This is a genomic window from Lampropedia puyangensis (assembly GCF_004833285.1).
Taxonomy (GTDB): Bacteria; Pseudomonadota; Gammaproteobacteria; order Burkholderiales; family Burkholderiaceae_C; genus Lampropedia; species Lampropedia puyangensis.
On the sequence record NZ_STFG01000029.1, the window covers coordinates 20,389 to 35,658 of the forward strand.

The following is a 15,270-nucleotide window of genomic DNA, read 5'->3' on the forward strand; positions in this document are numbered from 1 at the left end:
TCATACCCATTGAACCGCTTCAACGTCTGCCGGCGGGTGCTGCATTGGCAGCCTGCGTCACCACACCCCGCAAACGAATGGCGTATCCATCCCGATGCCTCAAATCGGCGAACTCCAAAGCCTGCGGCCTTACACCCAAAGGGGCCAAAGCCTGCGGCAATGTCGTAAAAAAATCTGCCAAGCGCTGTCCGACTTGGTCTTGTTCTCCAGCCCCTAACTCCATGTGCGCGCCATTCGAGAGAAACAGCTGCCAATTACCACGCGGCGTAAGGTACAACGCCACCGGCTGCATGGCATTGCCCTGTAATTGCTCCAGTAAATAACGGTACATCGCCAAAACCGATGCCGACTGCCCATCTGGACCTGCCAGCCGAGGCAAAATCTCGTGCTCCACTTCACCACGGTTGGCCTCAAACACCTCCCCAAACGTGTTGATCATGGTCGAAGCCTCATCACCATCCCACATCGCCACAGGCACGTGCTCTTGCAATCGCACATCCAATGTGTTGGGAAACGCCCTGCGCAGTTCTGCTTTGCGCACCCAAGGCATTTGCTCAAACACCTTTTGCGTGGCATTCAAGTCCAACGTAAACAAGTTGCCTTTGAGTTGCGGCAAAACATTGGCCTGCAAACCCACTGCACTGCTGTGCTGCGGATCCCCGTGCACCACCACCTGGGTAATGGCAAAAGCAGGATTACGCAAAGCCCACAACACCGCAGCCGCACACACCAGCACGAACACGCCTGAGAATGCCAGCGACGCGGTGGCATTCATCAAGCGAACATCGACTGGCTGTGCGGTTTGACTCATACGCCACCTGCCTTCAGGCCTGCCCCATGGGGCACGGCAGAACCATCACAACGCGCAGCCGCCAAAATGTGCAAACACAGATCCTCATACGACATGCCAGCAGCACGTGCGGCCATGGGTACCAAAGAGTGTCCGGTCATGCCCGGCGAAGTATTGATTTCCAATAAGAACGGCTTGCCATCGCTATGGCGAATCATCACGTCAGCGCGTGCCCAACCTCGGCAGTGCAATGAGCGGTAAGCGTCCAGGCACATCTGTTGAATAGTGCTCTCCAATGCTGCTGGTAAGCCGCTCGGGCAGAAATACTGGGTAGCATCCCCGTAATACTTGTTCTCAAAATCGTAGTTGCCGCCTGGCGCCACAATACGAATCACAGGCAGTGCACGGGCACTACCTTGTACGTCCAACAACGCGCAGGTGGTTTCCTGCCCATCAATGAACTGCTCGCACAAGACTTCATCGTCGTACTGGGCAGCCAACGTATAGGCGTGCTCACATTGCTCAGGTGAGGTTACTTTGGTCAAGCCAATGGTAGAGCCCTCGCGCGCAGGCTTGACGATCATGGGTTCGCCCAACTTGGTCAGCGCCGCCGCCACGGCTGCTGGTGAATTGACCAATTCCCATGCAGGGGTAGCCAAGCCATCTGCGTGCCATAAACGTTTGGTAAGCACCTTATCCATCGCCATGGCCGAAGCCATCACGCCCGGGCCGGTATAAGGAATTTGCAGCAATTCCAAGAAGCCTTGAATGGTGCCGTCTTCACCACCGCGGCCATGCAGTGCGATAAAGCAACGCTCAAAGCCTTCCGTTTTCAAGTCCCACAGAGGGCGGTTGCCCGTATCAAAGGCATGGGCATCAACCCCGCGTGAGCGCAATGCCTGCAAAACGCCCTGTCCCGACATCAAAGAAACTTCACGCTCGGCGGACAACCCGCCCAGCAATACAGCCACTTTGCCCAAGGCCTTCACATCAATGGCGACTGCGCCGTGTTGTTGCAGTGCGGTATTCATACTGCCTGCTCCTCTTTAGACAAACGTTGTGCCAGCAGCGCCGCTTGCGCACCAATACTCCCTGCACCCATCAAGATCACCACATCCCCATCTTCAACATAACTCTCAAGCATGGCGCCCAACTGCGCAACGTCTTCCACAAACACAGGCTCAACCTTGCCGGCCACACGAATGGCACGTGCCAACGAGCGTCCATCAGCAGCCACAATGGGCGCCTCACCTGCGGCATAAACCTCAGTGAGCAATACCCCATCGGCCGTACCGAGCACCTGCACAAAATCTTCAAAGCAATCTCGTGTGCGCGAATAGCGGTGCGGCTGAAAAGCCACGACCAAGCGGCGACCTTCAAAAGCACCACGCGCAGCAGCCAAGGTCACGGCCATTTCCACCGGATGGTGACCATAGTCCTCAATCAAAGTGAAACCATTGCCGTTGCCAGCAACCAATTCACCGTGGCGCTGAAAGCGCCGCCCCACACCTTTGAATTGCTCCAGGGCACGCACAACAGCAGCATCTTCGATGCCCAATTCGACTGCAATCGCAATTGCGGCCAAAGCGTTCAACACGTTATGGTTACCCGGCAAATTCAGCGTCACATGCATATCAGGCAGCGTGATACCGTTGCTGCGCTTGACTGTAAAGTGCATGCGCCCTTTGTCTGCACGCACATCCACCGCCCGCACCTGCGCGCCTTCGGCAAAACCGTAGGTAGTGACTGGGCAATTGACGCGCGAGAGAACCTCACGCACGCCTTCGTTCTCAATGCACATCACTGCAGCACCATAAAAAGGCATGCGGTGCAGAAAATCCACAAATGCCTGGCGCAAACGCTCAATGTCGTGCCCATAAGTTTCCATGTGATCGGCATCGATGTTGGTGACAATCGCCATCACCGGCATCAGGTTCAAGAACGATGCATCTGATTCATCCGCTTCCACCACGATGTACTCGCCAGAGCCAAGCTTGGCATTCGCACCAGCACTGTTGAGTCGTCCGCCAATCACAAAAGTGGGATCCAGGCCTGCTTCAGCAAGTACGCTAGTGACCAAGCTGGTGGTGGTGGTTTTACCGTGTGTTCCAGCCACGGCAATACCTTTGCGGTCACGCATCAACTCCGCCAGCATGGTCGCCCTTGGCACCACAGGAATTTTGCGCGCACGTGCTGCCTGTACTTCTGGGTTGTCCGCTTGCACAGCCGTGGACGTGACCACGGCATCCGCGCTAGCAACATGCTCCGCATGGTGGCCCACAAAGGTGTGGATACCCAAGCTGGCCAAGCGGCGCAACACGGCACTGTCTTGCAAGTCAGAGCCCGAAATGGTGTAGCCTTGGTTATGCAGCACCTCTGCAATGCCGCTCATGCCCGCACCGCCAATACCTACAAAATGAATGTGGTGGATTGCATGCTTCATGCCAGCACCTCCTCACATGCAGCGACCATTTGGTCCACGGCGTCGGTTTTGGCTAAATGCTGCGCCTTCTGTGCACGCGCCAGCAAAGTTGGCCGATCCAACTGGCTTAAAAAAGCGGCCAACGCTTCTGCTGTCAACTGTGTTTGTGGCATCAACCACGCCGCTTGCGGGGCAACCAAATAATCGGCATTCATGGTCTGGTGGTCGTCTACCGCATATGGAAAAGGCACAAAGCAAGCGGCTGCGCCTACCGCAGCAATTTCTGTCACGGTGCTGGCACCTGCGCGGCACAGCACAATATCGGCCTCAGCGTATGCTTGGGCAGTGTTATCAATAAAAGGAGTCAATTGAGCTTCTACCTGGGCGTTTGCATAATGGTTTTGCAACGCCTCCATTTGTTTCTCCCCGCTTTGATGCAGAACCAATGGTCTACGCTCGGCAGGAATTAAAGCCAACGCTTGCGGCACCACGGTATTGAGTGCTTGCGCCCCCAAACTGCCACCAATAACCAACAAGCGCAGCGGCCCTTGACGCCCTGCAAACCGATCGGCAGGCAAGGCTTGTTCTAAAAACGCTTGGCGCAACGGGTTGCCAACCCATTGGCCACGACGCAGCGCGCCCGGAAAGGCTGTAAAAACGCGACGCGAAACATAAGAAAGCAACTTATTGGCCATGCCAGGCAGCGCATTTTGCTCATGCAAGAACAAGGGCACTCCGCAGCTGGCTGCCGCCAAGCCACCTGGTGCACTGATGTAACCACCAAAGCCCAAAACCACCTGTGGGCGTTCCTGTTTGACAATACGCCGCGCCTGCCACCATGCACTCGCCAAGCGCCAAGGCAACAAAGCCAAGGTTTTCAGCCCCTTGCCACGCACACCAGAAAAAGCCACTGTCCGCATGTTCAAGCCATGTGCCGGAACCAGCTTGCGCTCCATTCCCGCCTCCCCTCCAAGCCAGACGACGCGCCAACCAGCACGCTCAAGACCTTGCGCAACGGCAATGCCTGGAAAAATATGACCACCCGTTCCGCCGGCCATGATCAGGGCTGTTTTTTGCAATGTTGGGCTCATACTTGACGCCCTCTCATCAAAATGCGGTTCTCGTAATCGATACGCAGCACAACCGCCATAGCAACTAGGTTGAGCAAAACGCCTGAACCACCAAAACTCATCAAAGGCAGCGTCAAGCCCTTGGTAGGCAAGGCGCCCAAATTCACACCAATATTGATCACTGCCTGAAAGCCAATCCACAAAGCAATACCTTGTGCTACCAGGCCCGAAAAAATACGGTCTAGTGCCACGGCTTGGCGGCCAATCACCATGATGCGACGGGTGAGCCAGAAGAACACTGCAATCAGCAGCAAGACGCCAACCAGGCCAAACTCTTCACCAATCACCGCCAAAATGAAATCGGTATGCGCTTCTGGCAGCCAATGGAGTTTTTCCACACTGCCGCCCAAGCCCACACCTGAAACTTCCCCGCGCCCAATGGCGATAAGCGAATGGGTGAGCTGGTAGCCTCGTCCCAAGCGGTGCTCTTCAGACCACGGATCGAGATACGCAAAAATACGATCACGGCGCCATGGTGATGTCCAGATAATGAACATGAAGGACACGCCAAGCACCACCAACATCAGCATAAAGCCGCGAATATTGACCCCGCCCAAGAACAAAATACCAACGGCAATGACTGCGATGACCACAAAGGCACCCATATCCGGCTCGGCCAACAATAAAAAGCCAATCAAGCCAACTGCCAAACCAATGGGAACCACCGCACGGAAGAATTTCTCACGCACATCCATACGCCGCACCATGTAGTCGGCGGCATAAATCACCACCGTCAACTTTGCCAATTCAGAGGGCTGAAAGCTCATGACCCCCAAAGGCAACCAACGCCGCGCACCATTCACGGACGTTCCAATCCCGGGAATCAAAACGGCTACCAACAAACCAATGGTGATCAACAGCAACCAAATCGCATTCTCACGCCAGACATCCATCGGAATCTGCGACACTGCAACAGCAGCAACAAAGGCAACCCCAATCGAAATCACGTGACGGATCAGGAAAAACTCATTGCTGATGCCACCAAAGCGCGGGTTATCGCCCATCGCAATGGAGGCCGAATACACCATCACCACACTCCAGGCCAATAGTGCGATCAATACGCCCAATAAGGTCTGGTCAATGTCCTGTACAGCAGGCGGCGCTGAAGAGGTTTTGTAGCGGTATTCCAAACCTGCCGAGCGCACAGGCAGATCCAACACCTCTTCCTTGCGGCGCAAGAAACGGCTCAACAAACCAGCCTTTCTGTTAGGTGTTGCCATGCTCATGCCCACACCTCCAGCTCATGGCCTGCATCCAACGCCAAAGCACGTACGCGTTCGGTAAACACTTCTGCGCGATGGGCATAGTTTTTGAACATGTCCAAACTGGCGCAGGCTGGCGACAGCAGTACCGCATCCCCTTCATGGGCCAGAGCTGAGGCCTGCTCGACTGCCGCTTCCAAGGATTCGGCGCAGACCATCGGCACCTCTGTTGCAGCCAAGGCTTGCGCAATGCGTTGTGCATCGCGACCTATCAGCACCACAGCGCGTGCAGCCTGTTGCACAGGTTGTGCCAGCGGACTGAAATCCTGCCCTTTGCCATCACCACCGAGAATCACCACCAGCTTGCGCGTTCCAGCCAAACCACGTAAAGCGGCTTCCGTCGCGCCCACATTCGTGCCTTTGCTGTCATCAATGTATTCAACGCCAGCGACCACACCAATGGTCTGAACGCGGTGCGGTTCACCCCGGTATTCACGCAAACCATGCAGCATGGCGGCCAAACCAGCACCCGTCGTGCTGGACAAAGCCAATGCGGCCAATGCGTTGCTGACATTGTGGCGCCCGCGAATACGCATCGCATCAGCAGGCATCAACCGTTGCATAAACAGCTCCTGCACCTGCGCTTTACGGCCACGGGTAGTTTTCTGCACCGATAGGCTTTCATCGCCCACAACGCGAGCCAACCACAGCATGCCGTTGATGGTTTCCACGCCCCAATCGCCATAGAGTTCAGGCAAGTCCAACCCAAAGCGAATGACCGAACGCTCCACGGCAACAGACTTGCTTGTGCGTCCAGTTTTAAGCACTTGGGTCTTGGCCAATACTTGCGGCATAAATGCGACTGTGGCCACATCATCGCGGTTCAAAACGATCGTGGCCCGATTGCCATAAATTTTGGCTTTGGCCTGCAAGTACGCTTGGGCACTGCCGTGCCAATCCAAGTGGTCTTGACTGATATTCAGAATCACCGCCGCTGTCGGCTCAAAACCCGTGGAGTATTCCAATTGGAAGCTTGAAAGCTCCAACACCCACGCTTGGGGCATCGCATCTACAAATGCGTTGCGCACCTCAGGCTCGGCTAGCGTTTGCGCGACCTCTTCTACGCCATCATCCATTGGATCTAACCGCTCAGGTTCTCCCATGTCCGTTGCCTGATCTGGATTCAGTGATACAGGCACGGACTCAGAAGCCGCTTCTGATGTTTGCGCATCTTGCTGCGCTTTTGCTGCGTTGGCTACGCCCATGGCCTGCGCCAGCGTATCCAGCAACGAAGGGCCAATATTGCCAGCAACAGCCACCCGCATGCCCACACGGCTAAGCAGTTGTCCCGTCAAGGATGTGACGGTTGTTTTGCCATTGGTGCCCGTGATGGCTAACACATGCGGTGTATAGCCATGCTGTTGCTGTAGCTGATGCAAGGCTTGCGAGAACAAGTCCAATTCACCGCCGAAGAAAACCCCCGCGTTAGCTGCCGCCTCACGAACAGGCGCAACCTGCTCCAAAGGCAATCCGGGTGAACAATACACCGCAGAGGCTTCGACATGGCCCACTGCACTGCACAACAACTGGGCAGACAACGGTTGTCCCACAACACACTCCACGCCTGATACTTCGTTTTGCAGGGTATGTGCATGCGGTGGCTCGGTACGCGTATCAGCCACGCGCACGCGCATCCCTTGGCTTGCGCACCAACGCGCCATCGCCAGACCGGATATGCCCAGTCCGAGGATGAGAACCAATGGAGATGAAACAGGGGCACTCATGCGTTTACCTCAGCTTCAACGTCGACAGACCGATCAAACACAAGAACATTGTGATGATCCAAAAGCGCACAACAACTTGGGTTTCGCGCCAGCCCTTTTTCTCAAAATGGTGGTGCAAAGGGGCCATCAAAAACAGTCTGCGCCCTTCGCCATAACGGCGGCGCGTGTACTTGAACCAGGTCACCTGCAGCATGACGGAAATAGCTTCTGCCACGAAAATACCGCCCATGATGGCCAACACCAACTCCTGGCGAACGATTACGGCAATGGTGCCGAGTGCGCCCCCCAAAGCCAAGGCGCCCACATCGCCCATGAAGACTTGCGCAGGATAGGCGTTGAACCACAAAAATGCCAAACCCGCACCAGCCATGGCCGCGCAAAACACCAGTAGCTCTCCTGTGCCGGGAATATGCTGGAACAACAAATAACGCGAATACACCACGTTGCCAGTCACGTAGGCAAAGATGCCGAGGGCCGAGCCGACCATCACAACTGGCATGATGGCCAAGCCGTCCAAACCATCGGTGAAGTTCACGGCATTGGAAGAGCCCACAATGACCAAAAACGTCAAAATCACAAAGCCCAACACCCCCAGTGGGTAAGCCACATTTTTGAAAAATGGCACTGTCAGCTGTGTATTGAGTTGGAAGTGGGGAGAAAAGCCTGAGCGCACCCAATCGGCAAACAAGGCCAACACTCTCCAGTTGTCCACTTCTGAAATACTGAACGCCAAATACAAAGCTGCGACCAAGCCAATGATCGTTTGCAACAAAAATTTTTGGCGCGAAGGCATACCTTCTGGGTCTTTATTGACGACTTTTCGCCAATCATCTGCCCAACCAATGGCCCCAAATCCCAAGGTCACCATCAGCACGATCCAAACAAAACGATTGCCTAAGTCTGCCCACAACAGGGTTGCTACCGCGATGGCGATCAGGATCAATACACCCCCCATCGTGGGGGTCCCACTCTTAGCCAAATGGGTTTGCACGCCGTATTCACGCACTGGCTGCCCAATCTTCAAGGACACCAAATAACGAATCACTTTGGGGCCCGCAACCCAGCCGATCACCAATGCGGTCATGGCCCCCATCACCGCCCGCAACGTCAAATACTGGAACGCGCGCAAGAATCCGAACAGTTCAGGGTCCAGCGAAATCAACCATTGGAACAACCAGAGCATCATGTGATGACCCTCCCCGAGACTGAGCCATCTAAATCCAACAGGTGCTGCACTGCACGCTCCATCGCCATAAAACGAGATCCCTTGATCAACAAGCTCGCGGTATAGGGAGCTTGCTTTTGCACTGCCTCACACAACGCATCCATCGTGCCAAAGTGTTGTGCTGCCGCGCCGAATGCGGCACTTGCATGCTGCGCTTGCTCCCCCAAAGTCCACAAGACATCAATCCCTTTAGCCTTGGCATATTCACCAACTTCCACATGGAACTGCGGGCCTTGGTCGCCCACTTCACCCATATCGCCCAAAATCAGGCAGCGTGGTGCAGTCAACTCGGCCAATACATCAATCGCAGCACGCACCGAATCTGGGTTAGCGTTATAGGTGTCATCAATCAACAATTGGCGTGTACCATCGTCATGCAGAATGCTGTGCACCACACCACGGCCTTTGACAGGACGAAATGCGCCTAAACCTTCTGCAATCGCGGTGTGTGAAATGCCTGCTGCATAAGCTGCAGCCGCTGCGGCCATGGCGTTGCGCAAGTTGTGCCGACCTAGCATATGAATCTGCAATGGCACAACGGCACCACCAACAGAAAATTCAGCATTCCAGGCCGCAGCATCGCCAGACCATTGCGCACGCAGCAAATGGACGGCTGCATCGCGTTGCCCCGAAAAATGCACCACTCGCGTAGCTCCCGCTTGGGATTGCCATACCGGCGCAAACGCATCATCACTAGGAAAAACAGCCACCCCATCAGCAGGCAACGCTTGCAAAGCTGCACCATTTTCTCGTGCTACCGCTTCGACGGTGTGCATGAATTCTTGGTGTTCACGCTGGGCATTGTTGACCAGTGCAACAGTGGGCTGTGCCACTTGAGCCAAACGCGCAATCTCGCCAGGATGGTTCATTCCCATCTCAAACACCGCAGCACGATGGCTCGCACGTAAGCGCAATACCATCAACGGCACCCCAATTTCGTTATTCAAATTGCCTTGCGTAGCCAGGCTGTTTTGTCCAAAGGCTGCCTGCAAAATCGCAGCCACCATTTGGGTAACCGTTGTTTTGCCGTTACTCCCCGTCACGCCAATGACAGGGATAGCAAAACTTTGCCGCCATTGACTAGCCAGTGCAGTCAATGCAGCATAGCTGTCAGGTACCTCAATGCAGGTCAACCCTGGCAATGCACGCCCCATCTCTACCAACGCAGCGCAGCCGCCCTGCGCGTACACCTGCGGTAAAAAGTCATGGGCATCAAAGCGTTCTCCACGCAGCGCAATGAACAAATCACCGGCAGTAAGGCTGCGGCTATCGGTATGCACGCGCTGGATTGACATCGTTGCATCACCATTCAAACGGCTCTGCGCAATCCCTGCATCCTGCAACATTTGCCATGCTTGTTGGACGGACATCATCATGCAGATACCCCTTTCTGAGGTGAAACTGCTTGAATCGCATGCCAACCCGCTAACGCATCTTGGGCCTGCTGCAAGTCAGAGAACGGATGCTTCACGCCCTTGATTTCCTGGTAGGCCTCATGCCCTTTACCGGCAATCAAAATCACATCCTGTGCCGATGCATCACGCACTGCGTCCTGAATAGCCTGCGCGCGATCGACAGTAATATGGGCGCGAGCCCGTTGTGCAGGCGTTAAACCAACGCTGACTTGCTCAATGATATTCAAGGGATTCTCACTACGCGGATTGTCACTGGTAATCCACAACGTGTCGGCATGCCGAGCCGCAGCCATAGCCATTAAAGGACGTTTGCTGCTATCACGGTCACCACCGCAGCCAAACACTACCGTGAGCTGCCCTCCGCGCTGCTGTGCCACGGGTCGCAGCGCTGTCAATGCAGACTGCAAGGCATCTGCGGTATGCGCGTAATCGACCACCACCAAAGGCTTGCCTTGCTCTTGCACCATTTGCATACGGCCATCCACTGCTGGCACCTGTGCAAGCAAAGCTGCAGCATCAACCAGTGGGTAGCCAAGCGCACGCAACGCAGCCAAGACAGCCAACGCATTCTGAACGTTGTACAACCCAACGATAGGCGCTTGCACCTCAACTTGATCAAGCCGCTGACGACCCGCTGGGTCGTTTTCCGTCACCACGAAGTGTGCCAATCCCGGCGCGAAGAGCACGCTACTAGCCTGCAACCGAGCAGGTGTCTCGCTCAGGCCTTCGGCGTGAACAGCCACACTCCACAGATCGAGTGCGCCTTCGTCAGACAGCTCTTGTGCCAGCACTTGGCCAAACGCGTCTTGCACATTGATCACCGCAGCACGAAGACCGGGCCAAGCAAATAGCAAGCGCTTGGCTTGCCCATACGCTTGCATGGAGTGATGGTAATCCAGATGGTCTTGGGTGAAATTGGTCAGCACTGCCACATTGATCGACAGGCCGTTTAAACGGCCTTGATCAAGACCGATGGACGAGGCCTCCACAGCACATGCTTGCACGCCGTTTTCATGCATCTCAAACAAAGCATGCTGCAGTTGCAAGGCCTCCGGTGAGGTTAAGCCAGACAATTGCACATCATCGCCAACCCCGATTCCCAGCGTACCAACATAGCCGCACAGTTTGCAGGCTTCAGACAATGCATGCGAGAGCCACCAAGCGCAGGTCGTTTTTCCATTCGTGCCGGTAATGGCGACCACATCCATCAACTGGCTGGGCATGCCATACCACGCTGAAGCAATAGCGCCGCTAGCACGGTAAAGGCCGTTAAACGAAGCCAGCGGCACAGCTCCGTCAACGTAAAAATCAGCGGATTCGCTTGGCAAGGCATCCACCACTACTGCCGCAGCCCCCGCTTGCAACGCAGCAGGAATATGCATGCGCCCGTCATGCGCATGGCCAGCCCAAGCTAAAAACACATCTCCAGGCTGGACTTTGCGGCTATCACTTTGCAACACAGCGCCTGCGCGCGCATGCTGCTGCAGCCATGCCTGAACGGCGCGGACACTGCTCAAGTGTTCAATGGCTGTCATTGCAACACCTCCTCATCCACCACCGAAGCGATGATCTGTGGCTTCACATCCATATCTGGCTGAACCCCCAACAAACGCAATGTTTGCTGCACCACCAGGCTGAATACAGGCGCAGCCACTGCGCCACCGTAATATGCCCCCGCACTAGGTTCATCAATCATCACGGCGACGATGATGCGCGGATTCTCAATGGGAGCGATTCCAACAAACCATGAACGGTACTTGTTGGCCACATAATTGCGCCCAATTTGTTTGCGCGCAGTACCAGACTTGCCCCCGACTGAATAGCCGACCGTTTGCGCACGCTGGCCAGACCCGCCCGGCGCTGCTGCCATTTGCAACATGTGCTGCACGGCACGCGCTGTCTTGGGCGTGAATACCTGCACGCCTGTTGGAGGCGTGTCTTGCTTAAGCAATGTCGCAGGCAAGAGAACACCGTCATTGGCGAAAACGGTGTAAGAACGCGCCATTTGCAGCAAACTGGCCGACAAGCCATAGCCATAGGACATCGTCGCCTTTTCAACCGGACGCCAGTTCTTCCAAGGCCGCAAACTGCCGCTGGCCACCCCCGGAAAGCCGATTTGCGGACGCTCGCCAAAACCAATGGCCGAGTACACATCCCACATATAGCTGGACTCCATGCGCTCAGCGAGCTTGGTCGAGCCAACGTTGCTGGACTTTTGAATGATGCCTTCGACCGTCAAAGTCCCGTAGTTCTTCACATCAGACAGGCGAGACCCCGTCACCATGATGTAGCCAGGACCCGTATTGATTTGCGTCTTCGGCGTGACCAAGCCAGCATCCAAAGCCATTGCCACAGTAAAAGGCTTCATCACCGAACCAGGCTCAAATACATCTGTCAACGCACGATTGCGCAACTGCTCCCCTGTGAGGCGGCTGCGCTCTGCGGGATCATAGGTAGGGTAATTGGCCAATGCCAAAATCTCCCCCGTCTTGGCATCCAACACCACCACACTGCCCGCCTTGGCTTTTTGCAATGCCACTTGCTCCTCAAGCTTTTGGCTTGCAAAAAATTGGACCTTGCTATCAATAGACAATTGAACATCCGCCCCATCAACTGGCGGAACCATATCGCCGACGCTTTCAACAATCTGTCCCAACCGGTTACGGATGACCCGGTGAGCCCCAGCTACGCCGCCAAGCTTTTCGTTGTAAGCCAGCTCAATACCTTCTTGTCCTAGATCTTCCACATTCGTAAAGCCCACAATGTGGGCCGCTGCAGAACCTTCAGGATACTGGCGTTTGTATTCCTTGCGCTGATGAACACCCGCAATCTTCAATGCAGCAATTTGCTGCCCCACATCCCAATCCATCTGGCGTTTGAGCCAGACAAAGGTCTTGTCCTCATCGGCCAACCTAGCCACTACATCCTGCAATGGCATACCCAATAAGAGCGCCAACTGCTCAAGCTTCTTACGCACATCAGGATCATCCTGATCCACATCTTCTGGTATCGCCCAAATACTGGCAGCAGGCACACTAGAGGCCAAAATCAAGCCATTTCGGTCTACGATTTTTCCACGATTGGCAGGCAACTCCAGCGTGCGCGCATAACGCACCTCACCTTGGCGTTGAAAGAAATCATTCGCAAAGACCTGCACGTAGGCTGCTCGCGTAAGCATCCCCAAAAACACAACCGCCAAAACAAGCACTACAAAACGGCTGCGCCCAACCGGCGCTTTGCTGGCAAGCAAAGGGCTGGTTGTGTAGGCGACGGGCCGACTCGTAGGCTGCTGCGGAGTCGTCATGACGCATCCCCTTGCACTTGCCCAGCTTGAGCCTCTGGCTGAGGCTCTGCCGCAAGCCGCTCACTGCGGCCAGCAGGCTCATGCACATAGCGGGTTGTTGCCGGAGTTGCCGGTCCCATGTGCAATTCAGTGCGCGCAAACTGCTCTACGCGTGAAGCTGCTGCCTGTGCACGCACCGCCACTTTCAACGTATCTGACTCGGTTTCCAATTGACGTGCCATACGCACTTGCTGATCCAGCTCCGAGTAAAGCAAGCGTGAGTCATAGCGCACATGCACCAACACCAATGCTGACGCCACCACAGCCAACAACAACACTACATTCAAACGGACAACCATGGCGCCTCCGTTCTTTCGGCTACCCGCATAATGGCGCTACGCGCACGCGGATTGTTGGCAACCTCTTGCGCACTCGGTTTAATACGCCCTTGCGCACGCAAATGCAATGGTTTATCAGCTGCCATCGGCATCTTGCGGTCATACACCTGTTTTGAGTGGCGCTCAATAAAACGTTTAACGATTCGGTCTTCCAAGGAGTGGAAGCTGATGATCGCCAAACGCCCGCCTGGTCTAAGCACCTTTAAACTGGCCTCTAACGCTTGCTCGAGTTCATCAAGTTCTGCGTTGATGAAAATCCGTAAAGCCTGAAATGTCCGCGTCGCAGGGTTCTGCCCCGGTTCACGACTTTTGACCGCACTAGCCACGAGTGCGGCAAGGTCTGCGGTCCCAACGATAGGCCCCCGCTCCTGTCGGCGAGCAACAATCGCCTTTGCAATACCGCCAGCAAACCGTTCTTCCCCGTATTCACGAATCACCTCCGCAATCTCGCCTAGCTCGGCGAATTCCAACCACTGCGCCACAGTCTGCCCTCTGGTACTGTCCATACGCATATCCAATGGACCGTCCATCCGGAAGCTAAAGCCCCGGCTTGCATCATCAATTTGCGGCGAACTTACCCCCAGATCCAGCAACAAGCCATCCACACTGGCCTCGTCCAATTCACCCAAATGGGCAAAACCTTGGTGCCGAATAGCCACGCGCGCATCCCCCAAGGCCTGCGCAACAGCAATCGCCTCTGGATCTTTATCGAACACCACCAAAGTATCGTCAGGCGCCATGCGCGAGAGAATGAGGCGGCTATGCCCACCCCGCCCAAAAGTGCCATCCACCCAGCACTTAGATGCCAAAACAGATGTGCCCTCCATGAGGGCATCTACAGCCTCATGCAGCAAAACAGTGGTGTGTTGGAATATTGTGTGATCCATACGCGGCGACCTCAGAATGTGAAATCCTTGAGGGCATCGGGCATGCCTTGCGCAAGCGCTGCTGCCTCCTTCTCGTCGTACGTCACTTTGTCCCACAACTCAAAGTGATTACCCATGCCAATCAGCTTGGCCTCCTTGGTCAGGGCCGCAGCTTCGCGCAACTCAGGCGCAATCAAGACACGCCCAGTGCCGTCCATTTCCACATCCATGGCATTTCCCACCAGAATCCGTTTCCACCATTTAGCTGACTCGGGCAATGCGAGCACTTTTTCACGGTACTTCTCCCACTCTGCCCGTGGGAAGACCATCAAACACCCTTCAGGATTACGCGTTACGGTCATTCGCCCTTCAAACTGCCCCGTCAGGACGTCACGATGCCGGGTCGGCACAGAAAGCCGCCCCTTCGCATCCAAACTCAATGACGAAACCCCTTGAAAAAGCATGACTGAGAGCACCTACAAGACGTTAATCCCGAAATCATCCTAAAAATTGCACGTTCTACCACTTTATGGCACTAAATTGCACTTTATCAGGATTCTTTTCCACTCACCAGCACGAACACAATTATTTTCAATGGAATCAATAAGTTAGCCGCCAAGCCCATTACTGAACTTGGCGGCTAAATTTATTTAAAATTAACAACTTAGAGAATAAACACCAAGTCGTTTATAAAGATTTTCAGGCTATAAACACGCTTAAGGAGACTCTGCAAAAGCCTAAAAATCAACACAGCA

The 15,270-nt window shown here is 54.9% G+C and carries 13 protein-coding genes; all 13 read right to left on the reverse strand.

Annotated features, from left to right (window positions below; translation table 11 throughout):
* Positions 1–19: 19 nt before the first annotated feature.
* Genes E9531_RS16070 through mraZ form a run of 13 tightly spaced genes read right to left on the reverse strand, consistent with a single transcriptional unit; the run spans position 20 to position 14,979 of the window.
* Positions 20–811, reverse strand: a complete 792-nt coding sequence (locus E9531_RS16070; protein WP_136574789.1) for a cell division protein FtsQ/DivIB — start codon at positions 809–811, stop codon at positions 20–22.
* Positions 808–1,821: a D-alanine--D-alanine ligase gene (locus E9531_RS16075; protein WP_136574790.1), complete on the reverse strand. Its 1,014-nt coding sequence runs from the start codon at positions 1,819–1,821 to the stop codon at positions 808–810. Before E9531_RS16075 ends, E9531_RS16070 begins: the two co-directional genes overlap by 4 nt.
* Positions 1,818–3,233: a UDP-N-acetylmuramate--L-alanine ligase gene (gene murC / locus E9531_RS16080; protein WP_136574791.1), complete on the reverse strand. Its 1,416-nt coding sequence runs from the start codon at positions 3,231–3,233 to the stop codon at positions 1,818–1,820. Before murC ends, E9531_RS16075 begins: the two co-directional genes overlap by 4 nt.
* Positions 3,230–4,303: an undecaprenyldiphospho-muramoylpentapeptide beta-N-acetylglucosaminyltransferase gene (gene murG / locus E9531_RS16085; RefSeq protein WP_136574792.1), complete on the reverse strand. Its 1,074-nt coding sequence runs from the start codon at positions 4,301–4,303 to the stop codon at positions 3,230–3,232. The genes murC and murG overlap by 4 nt, the downstream gene beginning before the upstream one ends.
* Positions 4,300–5,568, reverse strand: coding sequence for a putative lipid II flippase FtsW (ftsW, locus tag E9531_RS16090; protein WP_136574793.1), 1,269 nt, complete (start codon positions 5,566–5,568; stop codon positions 4,300–4,302). Before ftsW ends, murG begins: the two co-directional genes overlap by 4 nt.
* Positions 5,565–7,328, reverse strand: a complete 1,764-nt coding sequence (locus E9531_RS16095; protein WP_136574794.1) for a Mur ligase family protein — start codon at positions 7,326–7,328, stop codon at positions 5,565–5,567. The genes ftsW and E9531_RS16095 overlap by 4 nt, the downstream gene beginning before the upstream one ends.
* A gap of 4 nt (positions 7,329–7,332) precedes the next feature.
* Entirely contained in the window at positions 7,333–8,514 is a 1,182-nt protein-coding gene (gene mraY, locus E9531_RS16100; protein ID WP_136574795.1) for a phospho-N-acetylmuramoyl-pentapeptide-transferase, read from the reverse strand.
* On the reverse strand, positions 8,511–9,929 hold the full coding sequence (locus E9531_RS16105; RefSeq protein ID WP_244610157.1) for a UDP-N-acetylmuramoyl-tripeptide--D-alanyl-D-alanine ligase: 1,419 nt from the start codon (positions 9,927–9,929) through the stop codon (positions 8,511–8,513). The genes mraY and E9531_RS16105 overlap by 4 nt, the downstream gene beginning before the upstream one ends.
* The gene (locus E9531_RS16110) at positions 9,926–11,503 is read right to left on the reverse strand and encodes a UDP-N-acetylmuramoyl-L-alanyl-D-glutamate--2,6-diaminopimelate ligase (protein WP_136574796.1); all 1,578 of its coding nucleotides are present in this window, start codon (positions 11,501–11,503) and stop codon (positions 9,926–9,928) included. Before E9531_RS16110 ends, E9531_RS16105 begins: the two co-directional genes overlap by 4 nt.
* Positions 11,500–13,272: a peptidoglycan D,D-transpeptidase FtsI family protein gene (locus E9531_RS16115; protein WP_136574797.1), complete on the reverse strand. Its 1,773-nt coding sequence runs from the start codon at positions 13,270–13,272 to the stop codon at positions 11,500–11,502. The genes E9531_RS16110 and E9531_RS16115 overlap by 4 nt, the downstream gene beginning before the upstream one ends.
* Positions 13,269–13,610 carry a cell division protein FtsL gene (gene ftsL, locus E9531_RS16120; protein WP_136574798.1) on the reverse strand — a complete coding sequence of 114 codons (342 nt, stop codon included), beginning with the start codon at positions 13,608–13,610 and terminating at the stop codon, positions 13,269–13,271. The genes E9531_RS16115 and ftsL overlap by 4 nt, the downstream gene beginning before the upstream one ends.
* Complete coding sequence (gene rsmH, locus E9531_RS16125) at positions 13,595–14,536, reverse strand: 16S rRNA (cytosine(1402)-N(4))-methyltransferase RsmH (RefSeq protein ID WP_136574799.1); 942 nt, start codon at positions 14,534–14,536, stop codon at positions 13,595–13,597. Before rsmH ends, ftsL begins: the two co-directional genes overlap by 16 nt.
* Positions 14,537–14,547: 11 nt before the next feature.
* Complete coding sequence (gene mraZ / locus E9531_RS16130; RefSeq protein WP_136574800.1) at positions 14,548–14,979, reverse strand: division/cell wall cluster transcriptional repressor MraZ; 432 nt, start codon at positions 14,977–14,979, stop codon at positions 14,548–14,550.
* Positions 14,980–15,270: the final 291 nt, after the last annotated feature.

What these genes read in the sequence shown, in the direction of transcription:
- E9531_RS16070 (WP_136574789.1), bottom strand. Translation starts at nt 811, where the DNA reads ATGAGTCAAACCGCACAGCCAGTCGATGTTCGCTTGATGAATGCCACC.
- E9531_RS16075 (WP_136574790.1), bottom strand. Translation starts at nt 1,821, where the DNA reads ATGAATACCGCACTGCAACAACACGGCGCAGTCGCCATTGATGTGAAG.
- murC (WP_136574791.1), bottom strand. Translation starts at nt 3,233, where the DNA reads ATGAAGCATGCAATCCACCACATTCATTTTGTAGGTATTGGCGGTGCG.
- murG (WP_136574792.1), bottom strand. Translation starts at nt 4,303, where the DNA reads ATGAGCCCAACATTGCAAAAAACAGCCCTGATCATGGCCGGCGGAACG.
- ftsW (WP_136574793.1), bottom strand. Translation starts at nt 5,568, where the DNA reads ATGAGCATGGCAACACCTAACAGAAAGGCTGGTTTGTTGAGCCGTTTC.
- E9531_RS16095 (WP_136574794.1), bottom strand. Translation starts at nt 7,328, where the DNA reads ATGAGTGCCCCTGTTTCATCTCCATTGGTTCTCATCCTCGGACTGGGC.
- mraY (WP_136574795.1), bottom strand. Translation starts at nt 8,514, where the DNA reads ATGATGCTCTGGTTGTTCCAATGGTTGATTTCGCTGGACCCTGAACTG.
- E9531_RS16105 (WP_244610157.1), bottom strand. Translation starts at nt 9,929, where the DNA reads ATGATGATGTCCGTCCAACAAGCATGGCAAATGTTGCAGGATGCAGGG.
- E9531_RS16110 (WP_136574796.1), bottom strand. Translation starts at nt 11,503, where the DNA reads ATGACAGCCATTGAACACTTGAGCAGTGTCCGCGCCGTTCAGGCATGG.
- E9531_RS16115 (WP_136574797.1), bottom strand. Translation starts at nt 13,272, where the DNA reads ATGACGACTCCGCAGCAGCCTACGAGTCGGCCCGTCGCCTACACAACC.
- ftsL (WP_136574798.1), bottom strand. Translation starts at nt 13,610, where the DNA reads ATGGTTGTCCGTTTGAATGTAGTGTTGTTGTTGGCTGTGGTGGCGTCA.
- rsmH (WP_136574799.1), bottom strand. Translation starts at nt 14,536, where the DNA reads ATGGATCACACAATATTCCAACACACCACTGTTTTGCTGCATGAGGCT.
- mraZ (WP_136574800.1), bottom strand. Translation starts at nt 14,979, where the DNA reads ATGCTTTTTCAAGGGGTTTCGTCATTGAGTTTGGATGCGAAGGGGCGG.